Origin of the sequence: Vibrio mimicus CAIM 602, assembly GCF_000338875.1 — a bacterium.
Classification (GTDB): Bacteria; Pseudomonadota; Gammaproteobacteria; order Enterobacterales; family Vibrionaceae; genus Vibrio; species Vibrio mimicus.
This window is the reverse complement of record NZ_AOMO01000024.1, coordinates 110379-128395: the sequence shown is the minus strand read 5'-3', so window position 1 is coordinate 128395 and position 18017 is coordinate 110379. Positions and strand designations below refer to the sequence as shown.

Below are 18017 nucleotides of genomic sequence, written 5' to 3'. Positions count from 1 at the left end.
CGTTAGAAGAAAGCGTAGAGCGAGACATTACCTGTACTGCTAAAAGACTCTTTATTTTCTTTAAATTCAGAGGTGTTAGCGGTTAAGGTCAAGCTTGCACCAAAACTGCGAGCATATAAAGCAAGCCCCACTACGGCTGTGGCCTGCAAAGGTTCAACGTGAACTTGGTAATACTCAGCTGGGTGCTCTAAACCATTGAGCGGTCTATCACCTTCAATGGTGACATCGTTGAAACGATAACGGCCTTCAATACCAGTAAATACAAACCAACCCTGATTTGAGGCACCAATCATTCCCGGAGTGAACGGGTTTTCAACCGAAATCTGCGCTGCACCAAAGTTGTTTTCTAAATCAGTACCCCAACGCAGCATCAATCCTGATGAAAGATCACTGCGGAAATTACCGATATTCACTTCGGAGATGTTCGCTAATTCTAATGCGGTTCCGCCAATGGCTTGGTAACGACCCCAATTGAAATGTGAACGATAACCTAGGCTTCCAACAAATTGGTCTTCAACTTGATATGCCCAACCATTGGGCTCGTCAGATTTAGTAATACTGTGGACTATCTTTTGCGCTTCTTCTGAGAGCGCGCTGTCTCCTGTCATGCCGAGAGTCAGGTTGAAACGCTGAGACTGCTGTGGATTAAGGCTAATGTAGTTAAATTCAGTGTGTAGATAACCTGCGTAAGGTCGTTCGTTCGGTTGCGGTGTGGTCAACTCGATATCGGATGGAGTCCACATTTTATGGCCGAGTGTAAACTCCCATTTATCTAGGCTGGGTGCGCCCCAAACGGACAGACTGAGTGGCTGAAAAAGCCAGTAAGGAGTAATACCTCCCGAGGTGTAGCTAAGAAACAGACCGTTGGTGTAGTTTTGGTCAACCCCGAATACACCGTCATTATCAATGCTTAGGGTGAAAGTGGGTGTCTGTGCAGCGGCTACGTAAGTACTGATGAACAGTAAAGGCAAATAGCGAATCGATTTCATGGTTTTGTGAACTATGTCTTGGAGAGATAAAAGAAAAACCCGTGGATCATGGGCTATCGCAGAAAATAAACCTAGTAAAGAAGAGCACAAATGTGCAGTGACATACAGAAATTAAATTTGCTACGCGTAAAACACAAAAAAGCCCCGTTAATACGGGGCTTTAAATTTACTTACTCAATCTTACAGAGATTCAGTGAAAGTACGTGCGATAACATCTTGCTGCTGTTCTGCAGTCAAAGAGTTAAAGCGAACTGCATAACCTGATACACGGATAGTCAGTTGTGGGTACTTCTCTGGATGCTTAACCGCATCAAGCAGAGTGTCACGGTTCAGAACGTTAACGTTCAGATGTTGACCACCTTCAATGCCTGCTTCGTGGTGGAAGTAACCATCCATCAGACCAGCAAGGTTAGCACGTTGAGAGTTCTCATCTTTACCCAGTGCATTTGGCACGATAGAGAAGGTATAAGAGATACCATCTTTTGCGTGAGCAAATGGCAGTTTACCTACTGAAGTTAGAGACGCTACTGCACCTTTCTCGTCACGACCGTGCATTGGGTTTGCACCTGGTGCGAATGGAGCACCTGCGCGGCGACCGTCTGGCGTGTTACCTGTCTTCTTACCGTATACCACGTTAGACGTGATAGTCAGGATAGACTGAGTAGGAACGGCATTACGGTAAGTATTTAGCTTACGGATCTTGTTCATGAACACTTCAACAAGTTCACAAGCGATATCATCAACGCGAGCATCGTTGTTACCGAATTTAGGGTAGTCGCCTTCGATTTCGAAGTCGATTGCTACGCCATCTTCGTCACGAACTGGTTTCACTTTCGCGTACTTGATTGCAGAAAGTGAGTCAGCTGCGATAGACAGACCAGCGATACCACATGCCATTGTACGGTATACGTCACGGTCATGTAGAGCCATTAGTGCAGACTCGTAGCTGTACTTGTCGTGCATGAAGTGGATTGCGTTCAGTGCAGCAACGTATTGCTTAGCTAGCCAATCCATGAAGTGGTCTAGGTTGCTCCACACTTCGTCAAAGTTTAGTACTTCTGAAGTGATCTTAGGCATTGCTGGGCCAACTTGCATTTTTAGCTTCTCATCAACACCACCGTTGATTGCGTAAAGCATCGTTTTTGCAAGGTTTGCACGAGCGCCGAAGAACTGCATTTGCTTACCAACAACCATTGGAGATACACAACATGCGATTGCGTAGTCGTCAGAGTTCATGTCTGGACGCATTAGGTCGTCGTTTTCGTACTGGATTGAAGAAGTATCGATAGATACCTTCGCACAGAACTTCTTGAAGCCTTCAGGTAGTTGCTCAGACCAAAGTACAGTGATGTTTGGCTCTGGAGAAGGACCCATAGTGTATAGAGAGTTTAGGAAACGGAAGTTTGAACGCGTTACTAGCGTACGACCGTCAAGACCCATACCACCCATAGATTCTGTTGCCCAGATTGGGTCGCCAGAGAATAGATCATCGTACTCAGGAGTACGTAGGAAACGAACCATACGTAGTTTCATTACGAAGTGGTCGATCATTTCCTGAGCTTCAACTTCAGTGATCTTACCAGCAGCGATATCACGCTCGATGTATACGTCTAGGAACGTAGAAGTACGGCCTAGAGACATTGCAGCACCGTTTTGAGACTTAACAGCCGCTAGGTAGCCGAAGTAAGTCCACTGGATCGCTTCTTGTGCAGTTTCAGCTGGGCGAGAAATATCGTAACCGTATTTCGCTGCCATCACTTTCATTTGACCTAGAGCGCGGTGTTGCTCTGCAATTTCTTCACGAAGTTGCATCGTCATTTGAAGATCTTCACCGTTCTCAAAACGCTCTTGTAGAGACTTGAATTGAGCCAGTTTGTCCTTCATTAGGAAGTCGATACCGTAAAGTGCAACACGACGGTAGTCACCGATGATACGACCACGGCCGTAAGCATCTGGAAGACCAGTTAGAACACCAGACTTACGACAAGCTAGGATATCTGGAGTGTAGATATCGAATACGCCAGCGTTGTGTGTTTTGCGGTATTCCGTGTAAATTTTAGAGATTTGAGGATCGAGTTCACGACCGTAAACTTTACAAGAACCCTCAACCATGCGGATACCACCGTTAGGGATGATAGCGCGTTTTAGAGGTGCGTCAGTTTGTAGACCAACGATAGTCTCTAGATCTTTTTCAATGTAGCCTGCATCGTGAGCAGTGATGGTAGAGATTAGGTCAGTATCGAAATCAACTGGAGCGTGAGTTGAGTTTTCAACTTTGATACCTTCCATTACCTTAGCCCAAAGCTTGTTAGTCGCTTCAGTACCTTCAGAAACTAGGAAAGATTCGTCGCCTTCGTACGGAGTGTAGTTCTTTTGAATGAAATCACGAACGTTTACTTCGTTTTGCCAGTCACCTGCTGCAAAACCTTCCCAAGCTTTAGCAAATTGCTCTGCCATGACATACCTACCTTTATGAGTAGAAAAAACACGTACTGTCTTCGCCGTTGAGCCAGCTATCCCGTTAGGGAGCAGTACACTCTTCAATAACGATATTCAAATGCAATCAGATACTGTTTGAATATGGATATCGCTATTAGTTCCTTTTATGTAGCCACTCTACGCTAAAAATTTTTCGTAAACCTTAAACTAAATCAATAAAAGTTAAAAATTTAAAATAAAGTTTGGGTAGCGCGGTCAGCGCTACCCAAAAAAGAGTGGTTATTACAACCAAGCTTGTAAGCCGTATTGGCTTTCCAGCATGCCAACAGCAAGCATAGCAATCAAACAGATGATTAGCACACCGCCAGGGATCACAACTTTATCCATGAATGACAATTTTGCTGCGCGCTCTTTGTCACCGATAAGACCGTTGTTGTCCAGTAGCATGGTCAGAGCCCAAGCCAGTACAGGGTTTACTACAGCTGAACCAAAAATACAGATACCCGCAGCTTGTGAATCTTTGGTGTTTTTCACCATTTGCATACCTGCTTCAAGCAGAGGTAGGAACACACCTACGAGCAGAGCACAACGCATTACTGGTGGCCATACCGCAGCATCCATTGGGAAGCCAAGGATAGCAATGAGCATTACCAAACAGCCTAGGATGATAGCTCCGCCAGGAATTGGACGTTTCGCAATCGCTGCTGGGATCATGTACGTACCCCAAGATGATGTGATGTTACCACCACCCAGTGCAGTACCTACCATTTGGCGAATAGAACACATAGTCATTGTGTCATCCACATCCATCAGTACTTTTTCAGTACGTTTTGGATAGTTCAGTTCTTGGAAGATACGGTGACCAAGGAAGTCTGGTGACCACATCGCAACCGCAAGAATGGCAAATGGTAGTGAAGCGATGAAGTGTTGTAGTGTTGGCATACCCAACATCCAACCCTGTTCAGTGCTGCCCCACCAGTAAACTGGGTTCAGGTTAGGTAAGCCCATTTGAGTTTCAAATTTCAAGTCGAAACCTGCACCCAATGCGAGCGCAATAACTAGACCTGTAAAGGCACACACAGGAATGGCCAGCCAACGCAGGTTAAATTTGGCCAGTAGCGCGTAAATCACAATGTTTACACCCAGTACCACTAAACCAATGTAACCCATGCTGCCTGCCGCAATATCCGCGGATTGAAGGCCTACCGCCCACTCTTGTATCGAGGTGATTTGGCTCATGGTTCCGGTAAAACCGAGGAAGATAAGCAAACCACCGGCCGTACCTTCAGAGGTGAGGTTAACCAGTTTGGAACCCCCTTTGAAGTAGCTGAGCAGAAGACCGAAAACGCCAAGAAGAATAGCAAGAGCAAGAGGGTGAGCGCCGGCCAGAGCAATAGAGCCGATCAAAGGAATCATCGGACCGTGGTTACCCGCAAGGTTAGCTCTAGGGTTGAGGAAACCAGAAGCAATCACACAGAAGAAAAGAGCAGGGAAAAGCATTTCTACACGAGCAACTTCGATAGCAAATTCTTTACCCAAGTTAATGTGATCCCACGCTTGAGTCAGGCCGTCAGCCCAAGACATCATTACCGCGGAGTACATTGAGATAATGCCGATAGTACCAGCCAGAGCAGGAACTAAATCCTCTAGCTCAAAGCGGAAATCTCGCCCAGGTAAGTTGAGACCAAAGCGTCGTGGCTTCATGATTTGCAGTTCATGATCCAGATATTCTGAGCGAGTCGCAAACTCAGACGCAGGACGGTGAAGCTCCTGGTAGCTTTTCGTCTCAATGTCTGAGCGCTCTTTGTTCATAACGTCTGACATAGATTCCTCATATTTGTAAAAGTAAGTAATTCAGTTGTGAATACTGTTTCATTGCATGAATGAATAAAGTGTTGAAGTGTTTCTGACACGAGTCAAATGTGCCACCTCTAACACAAATACTGATCATTATGATGACCTTATATTTGCGGCGAGTTTAACGTGCTTATCAATAAGGACGATTGATCTTGATCACTTTAAGAATAGATATGAAAGAAAACTACACATGCCTAGTGATATCAGACACATAGGTCAGATTTAATTTGAAATATTTTTTCATATTGCGAGTTTTATTACGTTTTTTAGTGCGGAAAATGGCGCATAAAAACTAAGGAAATATCAGTCAATAAAAGCAAGGCTGTAGCTGATATGTGATTTTGTTAAAAAATTATTAATAAATAATTATTGCAAAAATGACTGCTTATTTCGTTTTTTAAGATTTATTCACTCATTGGTGCATTAATCTGCAAATTAAATAACTTTTCAGTCATATTTTGTGGGTTAATAATTTGTTGCGCTGGCTTGGGTTGAGTGTTAGCTTGTTCCAAAAATGAACAGTGAAGTTCATCGATTTAAACAGGGAGCGTTAGCGCATGACGGATGTACCCGCGCTTGAAATTAAAAACCTACACAAAACTTTTGGGCAGAATGAAGTGCTGAAAGGGATCTCCCTTCAGGCACGTAAAGGCGATGTCATCTCCATTATTGGCTCGTCAGGTTCTGGCAAAAGTACCTTTCTTCGTTGTATCAATTTATTAGAAACGCCAACTTCTGGTGAGATTTGGGTCAAAGGTGAACTGATCCAAATGAAAACCTCACGTCAAGGCATAGTACAACCCGCCAAAGAGAAACAAGTTCAACGTATTCGTTCGCGCTTAGCTATGGTGTTTCAGAGCTTTAACCTGTGGTCACATATGACCGTGCTAGAAAACGTCATTGAAGCGCCTGTTCATGTGTTGGGAGTGCCTAAAGCTCGAGCCATTGAACAGGCCGAACGTTTATTGCAGAAAGTGGGGCTCTACGAGCGCAAAGATTATTACCCAGGCCATCTTTCCGGTGGCCAGCAACAACGTGCCGCTATTGCAAGGGCTCTTGCCGTTGAGCCTGAAGTCATGTTGTTTGATGAACCGACTTCTGCACTCGATCCTGAGTTAGTTGGGGAAGTATTAGGCGTTATGCGAGATCTGGCTGAAGAGGGCCGCACTATGCTGGTGGTCACTCACGAAATGGCTTTTGCTCGTGATGTCTCAAATCATGTGATGTTCTTGCACCAAGGAAAAGTGGAAGAGCAGGGTAAGCCGGAAAAATTGTTTAAAAATCCCGATTCAGAACGGTTAAAACAGTTTGTTTCGTCTATTTATTAAGCATTAAAACAACATCGGGCGATGAATGTTTCAGCACGGGTTTGGCTCTGTTTAGCGCAGAACAAAGTCTTGCTTGTTAATCGAAATCGATGACTGAACACAACAATAAACTCAATAGTAAACACAACATAAAGACAAACAATCACAGGAGTATGGATATGAAGAAGTGGTTAGTTGCTACAGCCTTAATCGCGACAACAATCAGTGGTGTAACGCAAGCTAAAGAATGGAAAACGGTGCGTTTTGGTATTGAAGGCGCTTACCCTCCATTCAGTTGGACGGAAGCAGATGGTTCACTCAAAGGATTTGATGTGGACATGGCTAATGCGCTGTGTACTGAGATGAAAGTCGAGTGCAAAATTGTGCCGCAAGATTGGGATGGCATTATCCCTTCACTTTTAGCTCGGAAGTACGATGCGATTATTGCTGCAATGTCGATTACTGAAGAGCGTAAGAAAAAGGTCGATTTCACGGGGAAATATGCCCTTATTCCAAACAAGTACATTGCCAAAAAAGGTGCGAACCTTGCTTTTACTAAAGAAGGTTTAAAAGGTGTGAAAATCGGTGTGCAACGTGCGACGACACATGACAAATACATCTCCGATAACTATGGCGATTCTGTAGATATCGTTCGTTATGGCTCGTTCGATGAAGCATATCTAGATTTGGCGAACGGTCGTATTGCTGCCGTGTTGGGTGACGCTTCGGCACTCGAAGAAGGCGTACTGAACAAGGCGGGTGGTGATGCTTATGAATTTGTTGGCCCTTCACTGACTGATCCTAAATGGTTCGGTGAAGGTTTTGGTATTGCCGTTCGTAAGCAAGATAAAGATTTGACCGAAAAGCTCAACGCTGCGATCACTTCACTGCGTGAAAAGGGCATTTATCAGCAAATTGAAGCGAAATACTTCAAATATGACGTGTACGGCGATTAATTCGCAGAGAAGTCATATTCAAGGATAGCTTTTAACTTCCTGCAACCGGATTGTTGGCCGCTCGTTCCTGATGTCACCAACAATCCGGTCTTTACCCACAGGGAACGAGTATGCTGGATTTGCAAGGTTATGAGGCCTCGATTGCTAAAGGGGCGCTCGTCACAATTGAGGTTGCACTACTCTCACTGCTACTGGCTGTGGTGTTGGGTATGCTTGGGGCTTTGGCGAAGATGGCGCCATACCGCTGGGCACGTTGGATAGCAACACTCTATACCACTATCATCCGTGGTATTCCTGATTTAGTACTGATGATGCTGATTTTCTTCGGTGGTCAAATACTGTTGAATAATGGACTCAGTAGCTTCAATGAGTTTCTCAACCAATGGTTTACCGAACGAGATCCCAACCATGAGTGGGTATCTTACTTGCCGGACTATATCGACGTGAGTCCGTTTGTTGCTGGGGTGCTGACCATAGGGTTCATTTTCGGTGCCTATATGGCGGAAACATTTCGTGGTGCGATTCTCGCGGTTGATAAAGGTGAGCTAGAAGCGGCGAAAGCCTACGGTATGAGTTCTTCGATGAGTTTTCGCCGTATTTTGTTGCCGCAGATGATTCGTCACGTGATACCTGGGTTTGGAAATAACTGGTTAGTGCTGCTAAAAACCACAGCGTTAGTCTCAATTATCGGCCTTGAAGATATGGTGCGTATCAGCTCATTAGCTGCAGGCTCGACCAAAATGCCGTTTACGTTCTACATGGCAGTGGCCATTATCTTCTTGTTTTTTACCAGTGTGTCTACCGGTTTACTCAAACTGATAGAACGTAGATTCAGTATACATACGAGGTAAACATGGATTTTTCTCTGATCATCGAAAGTTTACCCGTTTACTTAAGCGGCTTATGGACCACGGTATGGCTAGTCAGCCTTTCCTTAGTTATAGGCTTGATGTGTGCTATCCCTTTGGCCATTGCCAGAAATAGCAAACAGAAGCTGCTGAGCTATCCTGCTTGGGGTTACATCTACTTTTTGCGCGGAACGCCACTTTTGGTGCAGTTATATCTGATTTATTACGGTATGGATCAATGGTTTCCGGTTAAAGGAACCTTATGGGAACACGCATGGTTCTGTGCTTTAGTCGCTTTTATTTTGAATACATCGGCCTACACAGCGGAAATCATTCGCGGTGCGATCAATGGTTTACCAAAAGGTGAAGTCGAAGCAGCAAAAGCCTATGGAATGAGCCGCTTGCAGACGTATAAGAGAATTATTCTGCCTAGCGCGCTGCGACGTGCATTACCCGCTTACAGTAATGAAGTGATTTTCATGCTACACGGAAGTGCGGTTGCGGGGATAGTCACCATTATGGATTTAACTGGGGCAGCCCGTTTAGTGAACTCCCGTTACTATGCGCCATTTGAAGCCTTCTTGAGTGCAGGACTGTTTTATATGGCACTGACATTCATCATCTTGTGGTGCTTTAAGCAGGCTGAAAAGCGGTTTCTGGCTTATTTAAGACCATTGAGCTGAATAAAAATCCCCATCGCTAATCGATGGGGATTTAACTTTAACTACTATGGGCAAATGGATTACTTGAATGTTGCCCAGATTGGTGCGTGATCAGAAGGTTTGTCGATACCGCGTAATTCATAATCGATCCCGGCTTCTTGACAGGTTTCGGCAAGCGTCGGCGTTGCTAAAATCACATCAATACGCAGGCCTCGGTTGTCATCAAAGCCACGTGAACGGTAATCAAACCACGAAAACTGATCGCTAACTTCTGGATGGAGTTGACGGAAAGTGTCAACCAGTCCCCAATCCATCAAGGTTTGCAGCCATTCGCGTTCTTCAGGTTGGAATGAACATTTTCCGGTTTGTAACCAGCGTTTGCGGTTGGCTTCACCGATACCAATATCCAGATCGAGTGGGCTGATATTGATGTCACCCATAACAACCAGACGTTCTGTATTGCTACGGTGTTCACGCAGATAAGTCATTAAGTCACGGTAAAACTGGCGTTTATATGGAAATTTGGTTTCGTGTTCTACGTTGTCGCCTTGAGGGAAATAACCGTTAAGAATCGTGGTTTTATTGCCATCTTTGTCGGCAAATGTCGCCATGATCATGCGTTTTTGGTGTTCTTCACTGTCAGTTGGGAAACCTTTAATGACTTCCACAGGCGTCTGCTTACATAAAATAGCTACACCATAATGAGCTTTCTGGCCGTGGAAAAAAACTTGATAACCCATAGCCTCGACTTCTTGGCGAGGAAACGCCTCATCATGGACTTTGATTTCTTGCAAACCAATCACATCGGGTTGGTGTTTATCGATTAGGGCTTGCAATTGGTGCAATCTGGCTCTGAGTCCATTGATATTGAAACTAATGACTTTCATTGCGATTCCTTTTGGTTGACTTAGGGGGTGATGTTATCACCTAAGCTCGCGATCACAAGTGTGAAGCGTTTGTGGTTCGATAGTTTGTAATTTTGGTAAAACAAAAGTAATAAAAATGTTGTTTAAAATGGGGGTTAGACTTATTTTTAGTTCTATCTCTATATTTCCATGTCTAAAACGCAAACAGAAGGATGTTGTATGCGCCAAATTTCAGTTCAGTGGAAAATCACACTACTTGCTGGGCTTTGTCTAGTTTTTACTTCTCTCGCGTTGATTGGTTTTTCGATCTACAACGCTCGTACCAGTCAGCAAACCGCTAAGCAGCAGAGTGCTGAATCGGTTATCGATAAGTCACAACAACTGTTACAAACAGGGGCTTTGCTAAATGCCACTGAAATCTCGGAATATCTTAGTGAGGCGATTTATCGAGCCGAAATGTTGGCTGCCAATGCCCTATTTTTGAAAAATAATTCGGAAGAGAACTTCGGTGAAAGCGAAGTGCTGCGTACTTCATTAGATGAGATGGTGCGTAAATCAGTGCTGAATTTTGACACGATAGAAGGCGCTTATTTGGTATTTCGTCCCAACATGCTTGATAACGAAGACTCAAATTACGTCAATGCTGATTATGTTGGCTCAAACGACATTGGCCAGTTTGCTGCGTATTGGACAAAAGCTGAAAATGGGCAAAATGTGGTTTCCCGCGTTCTGACTCAAGTGCAATTGACACAAGATTCGGATAAAGAGCGCTTTGTTTGTCCATTGGAAAAGGCGACACCTTGTATCACCTCGCCCAGAATGGTAGAGCTTGAGACTGGGCGCTATCTTGCCGCTTCCCTCTCTGTACCAATTTTGATTGATAGCGTAGCGATTGGCTTTTATGGCATTGATCTCACTCTCGCACCGCTGATCGGCATCACCCAAAAATCGGATAGCAATTTGTTTGATGGTGAAGGCAAGGTCTCTATTGTCAGCTTAAACCAAGTATTAGTTGCCAGTGACGATCCAAAACTCACACTAGGTAGTGTTTTTCAAAGCGAGCATTTAACCCATTCAGCATTGGATTCCTTGTTGCAAACGGGCCAAGTGAACACTCAGTGGAGTGAAGATAGCGAATGGTTGGTGGTATTTGCTCCTGTCACAGTAGCGAATCAAAACTGGGGGGTTATTTTTGAAATGCCGCGCCGCAGCGTTATGCAAGATGCGGAACAGCTGGATATTTTACTCACTGAGCAACTGGAACGTGGGATTCGAAGTGAGTTGGTTGTCGGTACCATTATGGTGTTGGTCGGTTTACTGATTATCGCTTTGATGGCGATGCGTTTAGTCAAACCTATCCGAGCAGTAGCAGAACGATTACAAAACATTTCTTCTGGGGAAGGCGATTTGACGCAGCGCTTGAATGTGACCTCTTCTGATGAGATTGGCCAGCTGGCTCAAGGCTTTAATCTATTTATGGATAAATTGCAGCCGATCATTCGCCGTGTAGTAGATAATACGGGGCAAGTGGTAGAAACCACTGAACACGCGAAAAGCACAGTAGCATCCACACGTCGTAGCAGTGAAGCCCAATTTAAAGAAGTAGATAGTGTTGCAACGGCGGCAGAAGAGATGACTCAGACTTCAGCTCATGTTGTTGACAATGCGCAGCGTGCGGTAAGTGCCGCCAATGAAGCGCAGCTCGCGGCACAAACAGGTGATACGGTGATTCGTCACTCGCAAGCTCAAATGAATGCCCTAGTAGAACGAATGAGTCTTGCTGTGCCTGTGGTTGAAGAGCTAGCACGCAATAATACTGGCATCATTGAAATCTTAAGTGTAATTGAAGGCATTTCGGAGCAAACGAATTTGCTTGCGCTCAATGCAGCGATTGAAGCCGCCAGAGCAGGGGAACAAGGTCGAGGATTTGCCGTTGTCGCTGATGAAGTGAGAAATCTTGCCAGTCGAACTCAAGCATCCGTCGGTGAAATTCGTACTGTGATTAGTAAAGTAGAACTGGGTACACAAGAAGTAGTGAAAGCCATTCAGGGCAGTAACGAAACGGCTCAGGTTACTGCCGAGCAAGTCGCAGATGCGGTGACGCAATTGAATCGCGTATTCTCCGCTATTCATGCGATCAACGAGATGAGTCATCAAATCGTGCAGGCTGCTCAAGATCAGCAAACCGTGTCATCACAAGTCACAGAGAGTGTGGTGAACATCCGTGATTTGAGTGCGCAAATCTTACGTGAAACAGAAGCGTCTGAAAAAGTGGGCGAGCAGATTGCACGACTCTCTTCTGAACAGCAAACGCTGGTTGCTCAGTTCAAAGTCGATTGATGTTTAAGTAAGGTTCACTTTCAGACGAGTGATTATTCGTCTGAAAGTGGGGCAGAGATGGCAGATAATTTATGCTCTAAATCGCGTTTGACGATCTCAAGCGCCGCAAGTGCCGTTTGTGGCTCAATACCGTGTGATTCCAATAAGTAGATGAGATCAACAGCGAGTTTGATTTCATCTGCTGCTTCATTCAGTGGAATAGACGAGGTCGACATTTATGCTTTTCTCTCCTGAGTGGTAATTCGCTTCTCAATTTTTGTTTTGGCTTCTCGGCAGCGACTAAGGCGCTGTTCTGCTTGCAACAGAGCTTGCTGAGCCAATGCTTTATTGGTCATAGAAGCTTGTTCTAGCAACATTGCCTTGTCACGGACTAAATCCATCAATCTACGTTCCCAATCTTGATGCTGAGCCAGTTCTTGGTAAAGTTCATTGATTGGTTTCTTGAAATAAGCGTGTGGTTTGGGTTCTTTACGACGCACATTCTGTGTCGATAATTCACGAGTTAATGCCGAAATTTGTGCTAATAAACGTTCGGACAAATATTCCGCTCGTAAGGCAGTCAAACGTCCGCTCTCTTTCTCACGAATCAACGCTTGTAGAGTCGACTGTGTTTCTTCAACACAAGGCGTTAAAAGTTTGCCGTGGCAGTGAAACAAAACTTCGTCAAATAAAGGGCGATGATGTTCACCACGCTGTCGATCAACCTGAGCAGCAGAAAGCTTTAATTCAGTGAGAATATTATGAAATTTCTCGTAACCGTCCATTATCCAATCCACCATGCATCATAGGCCAGCTTACCCGCCAGTAGAGTGACCACTAAAATAAAGAGAGGGCGAATAAAGGGAGCGCCAAAACGAATCGCGGAATGAGCGCCCACAAAAGCGCCTGCCATCAAACAGACCCCCATAGTCAAACCCAGTAACCAATCAATGTGCCCAAGAATGGCAAACGTAACCAATGAAGTCAGGTTACTGGTCAAATTCATCGCTTTAGCCAGCCCTGAGGCAAAGAGTATGTTAAAGCGATAAAGCGCCATTGAGCTGACCGTCCAAAAAGCTCCCGTGCCGGGGCCAGCAAGACCATCGTAGAAGCCAAGCCCTAAACCTTGCAGAATTTGTTTACGATTGAGCTTAGGACAAGGGCTTGGAGTCGCAGTTTGCTGAGTTTGTATGGGGCGATGAAAAACGGTATACAGTGCAGCAGCAAGAATTACCAATGGAAGAACTTTACGTAACCATTCGGTGCTGATCGCACTAACGGCTAGAGTACCCAATATTGCCCCAATCAAAGTGGCAATAAATGCTCGTTTCCAGCAAGCAGGATCAAACAGCTTTTCTCTGTAATAAGTCCAAGCCGCCGTCGAAGAAGCAAACGTTGCGGCCAATTTATTGGTTCCTAATGCCAAATGAGGAGGTAAGCCAAGTGAAAGCAATGCAGGTACTGTGAGCATTCCCCCACCGCCTGCAACGGCGTCAATAAATCCGGCAATAAAAGCAACAAGAGCCAGCACCATAAACGTGGTGGGTTCTATCCATTCCATCAAAAGCGCAATCCTAATTGTAATTGGTTAATCGTTATTATCAGTATTCTATGGTGCGCTTAAACGGCGGTAAGGCATCTAGCAAGGCTTTGCCATAACGTTTAGATACCACCCGCCGATCAAGGATGACCACTCTACCAGAATCCCTTTCCTTACGCAGTAAACGCCCAACAGACTGAATGAGCTTTTTACTGGCCTCAGGAACGGTGATCTGCATAAAGGGGTTGCCTCCCAGCTCTTGGATATATTCAGCGTGAGCTTGTTCAACCGGTGAGGTGGGAACAGCAAAAGGTATCTTAGTGATGATGACGTTCTCAAGTAGCTCACCTGGTAGATCAAGACCTTCCGAAAAGCTTCCGGTTCCAAATAAAATGCTCGTTTTTTGCTTCTCAATAAGCTTTTTATGTTTATTGAGAATTTCAGTACGAGATTTTTCACCTTGAACTTGCAGTGCCCAGCCCCGTTTGATGAATTCTTTTTGCAGGCTTTGTGCAACTTCACGCATCTGCCAATAGGAAGCAAATAAAACCAGATTGGCTTTATCCGATTGCAAATAGCAAAGCACTTTTTGTGCTAAATACGCTGTATAGCCTTCGGCTTGTGGTTCCATCTCCATTTTGGGGATCAGTAACTCACCTTGGCCTAGGTAATCAAAAGGAGAGGCTAGGGCTAAAAACTGAACACCATCTTCAGGCTTATCACTGATACCCGCTTGTCGGCAAAAGAAGCTGAACGAATTTAAAGCTCTTAATGTTGCAGAAACTAATACTGCACCTACACAGCGGCTCCAAATTTGTTGATCGAGTTGCCAGCCGATCTCTAAAGGTGAAACACTGACTAAGTAGTCGCCTTCACGTTCTTGGCTTACTTCTAACCAACGGGCCAAAGGAGCACCTTTGTCTTTATTGGGTTTAGCCATGAGTTGCCAGACTTGGGTTAGATTCTCCAAACGTTGAATATAAAAACCCAATTCACCTAGTGCGGGTTCAGCAATTCTGGCCGCGAGTTCACCCTCTTTGACTTTTTCTGCAATTAAATCCGCAATTTTACCGACTGACTGCATGGCTTTTTGCGATGACTTACTGAGTGTCTGCGATTCCTCAGCTAACCATTGTGGTAACTCACCATGCTCGAAGCGATAGATGCCATCGACAAATTGTTCAGCAACAAACTGTTTAGGTAACTGGTTTAAAGTTGGTATTAGATACTGTATTGAACTCCGCCCTTCTTCTGCAAAACGCCCAGCTCGTTTTTCATCCGCTAGTGCCGTGAATTTAGATAAAGACTGATTGAGCTTTTCTAACCAACTGGCTGCTCCTTTCAGGGTTGCGGAAGCTGAAGCATGTTCGCGAGCGACAGTAGGCAAGTGATGGGCTTCATCAAATACGTAAATCGTTTCTTCTGGTGCTGGCAAAATCACACCGCCACCTAAATCAGCATCAGCCATGACCAAACTATGATTAGCGATGATGACGTCAGCTTTATCAAGTTCTGAGCGCGCTTTTTGAAATGGGCAGTGGCGATGAGCACTAAAACTACCATTACAGCTATGCTTGTCACTCACAATGATGGACCAAAGCTCCTCAGGAATGGGAGTTGGCCAAGAGTCGCGATCTCCATCCCATTTGCTTTGGTTCAGAGCGGTATAGAGCTCAGCCAGCAGTTCAGTTTCTTGCGGTTTGGGTTTGCTTTCAAATAAAGCGATCTGCGAATCGTCCGCTCCGCTAGCGGCTGCTAACCGTTCTGCACAGCAGTATCGCTGCCGGCCTTTAGCCAGAATGAATGAGAAATTTTGGTCACTGATACGACGGTAGAGCGGTAAATCTTTATTTAGCAATTGTTCTTGCAGTGCGACAGTTGCAGTCGATATCACGACTTTACGTCGATTCACCACAGCGACAGGGATCGCTGCCATTAAATAGGAGAGAGACTTGCCTATGCCAGTTCCCGCTTCAGCGACTAACATCCGAGTGGATTTGTGATAAGTGCCGCACAGTGTTTTGGCCATTTCAGCCACTAAAAAGTTTTGGGCTCGACGCGGGATAAAGTTTTCCAGTTGATTTTGTAGATTTTGATAACTGTTGCGAATGGAATCTTGGATGTTTTTTGTCAGCATAGAGGTGTCCAAAGTGCGTTGGCGCGATGGTAGCACAGATCACTGAGTGATACCTACCTCACGAAATCGTATGCTTTTAATAGAAATCTAGATCTTGTTCACAAATAAAAACTGAACCATCAGGAACTTAAATTTATTTTGTTTTATAAAAAATATATAGCTCCAAATCCTAGTGTTGTTTTTTATTAAAATCCTTTTTTTACTTTTTATTTATCACTTATTGGAATTTTATACTGTTTTGTGGCGTGTTGCCAATTGGTGAATTTTGCGACCATTTGTTAAGAAGTCAGCCGAAAAAAAAGATGAAAAACATGTAAGCGTATGATTTTAAATGTTTTATGTTTTTTTGCTTTGATTTTTTTATGGTATTTGACATACAGAATATTCTTTTGCAATCTTAACCACGAATCTAATGGCGGTGGTGACCAAACAAAGAGTTGGAAAACCACCATCAAAAAAACAGGGAACCGGACAAGGAATTCCCAATTTAAGAAAAGGCAGTGGATTAACATGAAAAAGACTTTACTAGCACTAGCTATCGCTAGCATCTCTGCATCAGCGTTTGCAGTAGAAACAACTTCTCAAAACTCTAAGCCAATGTTTGAATTCGATCCAATGCACAAAGAACAGTTCTCTGTTTCTGGTGCTTGGGGTGTCGGTGGTTACTACGATACTAAAACAGATGCTCTATATGATGACTGGGCAACTGCACTGACTGTAGCAGTTAACTACAAGAACAACCGTTTGGTTGGTTACCTTGAAGTTGACCTAGAAATGAACTACAGCACTGATGAAGTTAAGCAACCAATCCAATCTGGTCCAAATACCGATGTTGATAAAGCATGGTTAGGTTTTGACACTGGTTACGGCGTTCTGTCATTCGGTTGGGAAAACGATACAGCACTGGATAAAGTTGATGGCGCTGGCGACCAAACTTATGAATTCGGCGCTTCTGCTGGTGATGCATCTGACGGTTTCAACGTAATCAAGTTCCAAGGTTCTACTTCTGGCTTTGCTTACGGTATCTCTACTTCTGAAACTAGCGATGACCGCACTAAAGCAGATACAGCTTACAACGGTTATGTAGGTATCGAACAATCTGCATTCAAAGTGTACGCGGGTTACGAAACTCGTGATGATGCTGACTACAATGTAACTTCTGTTTCAGGTAATGCGAAACTGGGTGATGCGCTGACTATCGGTGCAAACTTCTGGATCGACGAAGGTAAAACAGATGTTAAAGACAACACAACTAACCTAGAGAAGATCGGTTACTACCTATCTGCTGGTTACGCAGTGACTGATAGCGTTACTCTTGCTGCAGGTTATGCAACTAACACCACTAAAGAAGATGGCGCAGCAGATATTGATCGTAGCTACGTGAACGTTGCAGCAATGTACACTCACAGCGACAAGATCGACATGGGTCTGGATATTCGCCAAGACCTAGAAGTTAAGCAAGGTGAAGACGAAGAAACTTACGTGTTCGCAGCAGCATACTACAGATTCTAATCGAATCGCCTAGTTGCAAAATTAAAGGCCAATCTTTTGATTGGCCTTTGTTTTTTTATTTTCACCCTTAAACCATTGCTCATGTGGTGATGACTGCTGCAATTGAAGTTAGCTATCCACAACACTTTTTGAATTTCTTACCACTACCACAGGCACAGGGATCGTTACGTCCTTGTTTAGCTGGAGCTGAGGGAAATTCACCATCAATGTAATACCAGTAGCCGTCTTCTTTTATAAAACGAGAGCGTTCTTCAAGACAATATTCGCCACCGTTTTGCTCAAGAAAAGCTTTGAAATGCACGAAGCCTTCATTTTCATTGCTTCCCTCAGCTGTTGAAACGACTTCTAGGCGTACCCACTGGCTCAGGACTGATTCACGGATCGCTTCTAACTCATTGCTGGCTTGGCAGGAAGGGTGATAGGTTTTTACTACAAAGTCGACATTATGTAATACATGGGCACTAAAGCGTGCCCGCATCAGTTGCTCTGGTGTTTGTGCTCGTTGAGCATCATGATGAACGGGCTCGCAACACTGCAAGTAAGGTTGAGTATTTCCGCAATAACAAGACATAGATTGACCGAGAC

General features: G+C 44.5%; 15 protein-coding genes. 6 read left to right on the top strand and 9 right to left on the bottom strand.

Annotated elements, in window-relative coordinates; translation table 11 throughout:
- Positions 1 to 2 precede the first annotated feature (2 nt).
- From D908_RS13525 to D908_RS13535, 3 genes are all read right to left on the bottom strand, one after another.
- Positions 3 to 989, bottom strand: coding sequence for a lipid A deacylase LpxR family protein (locus D908_RS13525; RefSeq protein WP_000836398.1), 987 nt, complete (start codon positions 987 to 989; stop codon positions 3 to 5).
- Positions 990 to 1169: 180 nt separating this feature from the next.
- Positions 1170 to 3446 carry a formate C-acetyltransferase gene (gene pflB / locus D908_RS13530; protein WP_005523451.1) on the bottom strand — a complete coding sequence of 759 codons (2277 nt, stop codon included), beginning with the start codon at positions 3444 to 3446 and terminating at the stop codon, positions 1170 to 1172.
- Between the two features lie 264 nt (positions 3447 to 3710).
- Positions 3711 to 5252 (bottom strand): DUF3360 family protein, encoded by a 1542-nt coding sequence (locus tag D908_RS13535; protein WP_001286247.1) that lies wholly within the window; start codon positions 5250 to 5252, stop codon positions 3711 to 3713.
- Positions 5253 to 5842: 590 nt separating this feature from the next.
- Here D908_RS13535 and D908_RS13540 point away from each other — a divergent pair.
- From D908_RS13540 to D908_RS13555, 4 genes are all read left to right on the top strand, one after another.
- Positions 5843 to 6613: an ABC transporter ATP-binding protein gene (locus D908_RS13540; protein ID WP_005523450.1), complete on the top strand. Its 771-nt coding sequence runs from the start codon at positions 5843 to 5845 to the stop codon at positions 6611 to 6613.
- A 158-nt stretch (positions 6614 to 6771) separates the two neighbouring features.
- Positions 6772 to 7548: an ABC transporter substrate-binding protein gene (locus tag D908_RS13545; protein ID WP_000759081.1), complete on the top strand. Its 777-nt coding sequence runs from the start codon at positions 6772 to 6774 to the stop codon at positions 7546 to 7548.
- Between the two features lie 110 nt (positions 7549 to 7658).
- Entirely contained in the window at positions 7659 to 8399 is a 741-nt protein-coding gene (locus D908_RS13550; RefSeq protein ID WP_005523448.1) for an ABC transporter permease, read from the top strand.
- Positions 8400 to 8401: 2 nt separating this feature from the next.
- Positions 8402 to 9079, top strand: coding sequence for an ABC transporter permease (locus tag D908_RS13555; protein WP_000347800.1), 678 nt, complete (start codon positions 8402 to 8404; stop codon positions 9077 to 9079).
- A gap of 59 nt (positions 9080 to 9138) precedes the next feature.
- Here D908_RS13555 and xthA read toward each other — a convergent pair whose 3' ends face one another.
- Positions 9139 to 9945, bottom strand: coding sequence for an exodeoxyribonuclease III (gene xthA, locus D908_RS13560; RefSeq protein ID WP_005523447.1), 807 nt, complete (start codon positions 9943 to 9945; stop codon positions 9139 to 9141).
- Positions 9946 to 10143: 198 nt separating this feature from the next.
- Here xthA and D908_RS13565 point away from each other — a divergent pair, with 198 nt between their 5' ends.
- Positions 10144 to 12264 carry a methyl-accepting chemotaxis protein gene (locus tag D908_RS13565; RefSeq protein WP_005523446.1) on the top strand — a complete coding sequence of 707 codons (2121 nt, stop codon included), beginning with the start codon at positions 10144 to 10146 and terminating at the stop codon, positions 12262 to 12264.
- Positions 12265 to 12296: 32 nt separating this feature from the next.
- Here D908_RS13565 and rsmS read toward each other — a convergent pair whose 3' ends face one another.
- Genes rsmS through dinG form a run of 4 tightly spaced genes read right to left on the bottom strand, consistent with a single transcriptional unit; the run spans position 12297 to position 15920 of the window.
- The gene (rsmS, locus tag D908_RS13570) at positions 12297 to 12479 is read right to left on the bottom strand and encodes a pleiotropic regulatory protein RsmS (protein ID WP_000108046.1); all 183 of its coding nucleotides are present in this window, start codon (positions 12477 to 12479) and stop codon (positions 12297 to 12299) included.
- Positions 12480 to 13028 (bottom strand): primosomal replication protein, encoded by a 549-nt coding sequence (locus D908_RS13575; protein WP_032467545.1) that lies wholly within the window; start codon positions 13026 to 13028, stop codon positions 12480 to 12482. It abuts the gene before it with no gap.
- Positions 13028 to 13804 carry a sulfite exporter TauE/SafE family protein gene (locus tag D908_RS13580; RefSeq protein WP_000454738.1) on the bottom strand — a complete coding sequence of 259 codons (777 nt, stop codon included), beginning with the start codon at positions 13802 to 13804 and terminating at the stop codon, positions 13028 to 13030. The genes D908_RS13575 and D908_RS13580 overlap by 1 nt, the downstream gene beginning before the upstream one ends.
- A 40-nt stretch (positions 13805 to 13844) precedes the next feature.
- Positions 13845 to 15920, bottom strand: a complete 2076-nt coding sequence (dinG, locus tag D908_RS13585) for an ATP-dependent DNA helicase DinG (protein ID WP_005523443.1) — start codon at positions 15918 to 15920, stop codon at positions 13845 to 13847.
- A 510-nt stretch (positions 15921 to 16430) separates the two neighbouring features.
- Between dinG and D908_RS13590 the strand changes: the two genes are divergently transcribed.
- Positions 16431 to 17432, top strand: a complete 1002-nt coding sequence (locus D908_RS13590) for a porin (protein WP_005523442.1) — start codon at positions 16431 to 16433, stop codon at positions 17430 to 17432.
- Between the two features lie 112 nt (positions 17433 to 17544).
- On the opposite strand, the gene D908_RS13595 is transcribed toward D908_RS13590, so the two are convergent.
- Positions 17545 to 18003 (bottom strand): YchJ family protein, encoded by a 459-nt coding sequence (locus tag D908_RS13595; RefSeq protein WP_082320907.1) that lies wholly within the window; start codon positions 18001 to 18003, stop codon positions 17545 to 17547.
- Positions 18004 to 18017 lie beyond the last annotated feature (14 nt).

What these genes read in the sequence shown, in the direction of transcription:
- D908_RS13525 (WP_000836398.1), bottom strand. Translation starts at nt 989, where the DNA reads ATGAAATCGATTCGCTATTTGCCTTTACTGTTCATCAGTACTTACGTA.
- pflB (WP_005523451.1), bottom strand. Translation starts at nt 3,446, where the DNA reads ATGGCAGAGCAATTTGCTAAAGCTTGGGAAGGTTTTGCAGCAGGTGAC.
- D908_RS13535 (WP_001286247.1), bottom strand. Translation starts at nt 5,252, where the DNA reads ATGTCAGACGTTATGAACAAAGAGCGCTCAGACATTGAGACGAAAAGC.
- D908_RS13540 (WP_005523450.1), top strand. Translation starts at nt 5,843, where the DNA reads ATGACGGATGTACCCGCGCTTGAAATTAAAAACCTACACAAAACTTTT.
- D908_RS13545 (WP_000759081.1), top strand. Translation starts at nt 6,772, where the DNA reads ATGAAGAAGTGGTTAGTTGCTACAGCCTTAATCGCGACAACAATCAGT.
- D908_RS13550 (WP_005523448.1), top strand. Translation starts at nt 7,659, where the DNA reads ATGCTGGATTTGCAAGGTTATGAGGCCTCGATTGCTAAAGGGGCGCTC.
- D908_RS13555 (WP_000347800.1), top strand. Translation starts at nt 8,402, where the DNA reads ATGGATTTTTCTCTGATCATCGAAAGTTTACCCGTTTACTTAAGCGGC.
- xthA (WP_005523447.1), bottom strand. Translation starts at nt 9,945, where the DNA reads ATGAAAGTCATTAGTTTCAATATCAATGGACTCAGAGCCAGATTGCAC.
- D908_RS13565 (WP_005523446.1), top strand. Translation starts at nt 10,144, where the DNA reads ATGCGCCAAATTTCAGTTCAGTGGAAAATCACACTACTTGCTGGGCTT.
- rsmS (WP_000108046.1), bottom strand. Translation starts at nt 12,479, where the DNA reads ATGTCGACCTCGTCTATTCCACTGAATGAAGCAGCAGATGAAATCAAA.
- D908_RS13575 (WP_032467545.1), bottom strand. Translation starts at nt 13,028, where the DNA reads ATGGACGGTTACGAGAAATTTCATAATATTCTCACTGAATTAAAGCTT.
- D908_RS13580 (WP_000454738.1), bottom strand. Translation starts at nt 13,804, where the DNA reads ATGGAATGGATAGAACCCACCACGTTTATGGTGCTGGCTCTTGTTGCT.
- dinG (WP_005523443.1), bottom strand. Translation starts at nt 15,920, where the DNA reads ATGCTGACAAAAAACATCCAAGATTCCATTCGCAACAGTTATCAAAAT.
- D908_RS13590 (WP_005523442.1), top strand. Translation starts at nt 16,431, where the DNA reads ATGAAAAAGACTTTACTAGCACTAGCTATCGCTAGCATCTCTGCATCA.
- D908_RS13595 (WP_082320907.1), bottom strand. Translation starts at nt 18,003, where the DNA reads ATGTCTTGTTATTGCGGAAATACTCAACCTTACTTGCAGTGTTGCGAG.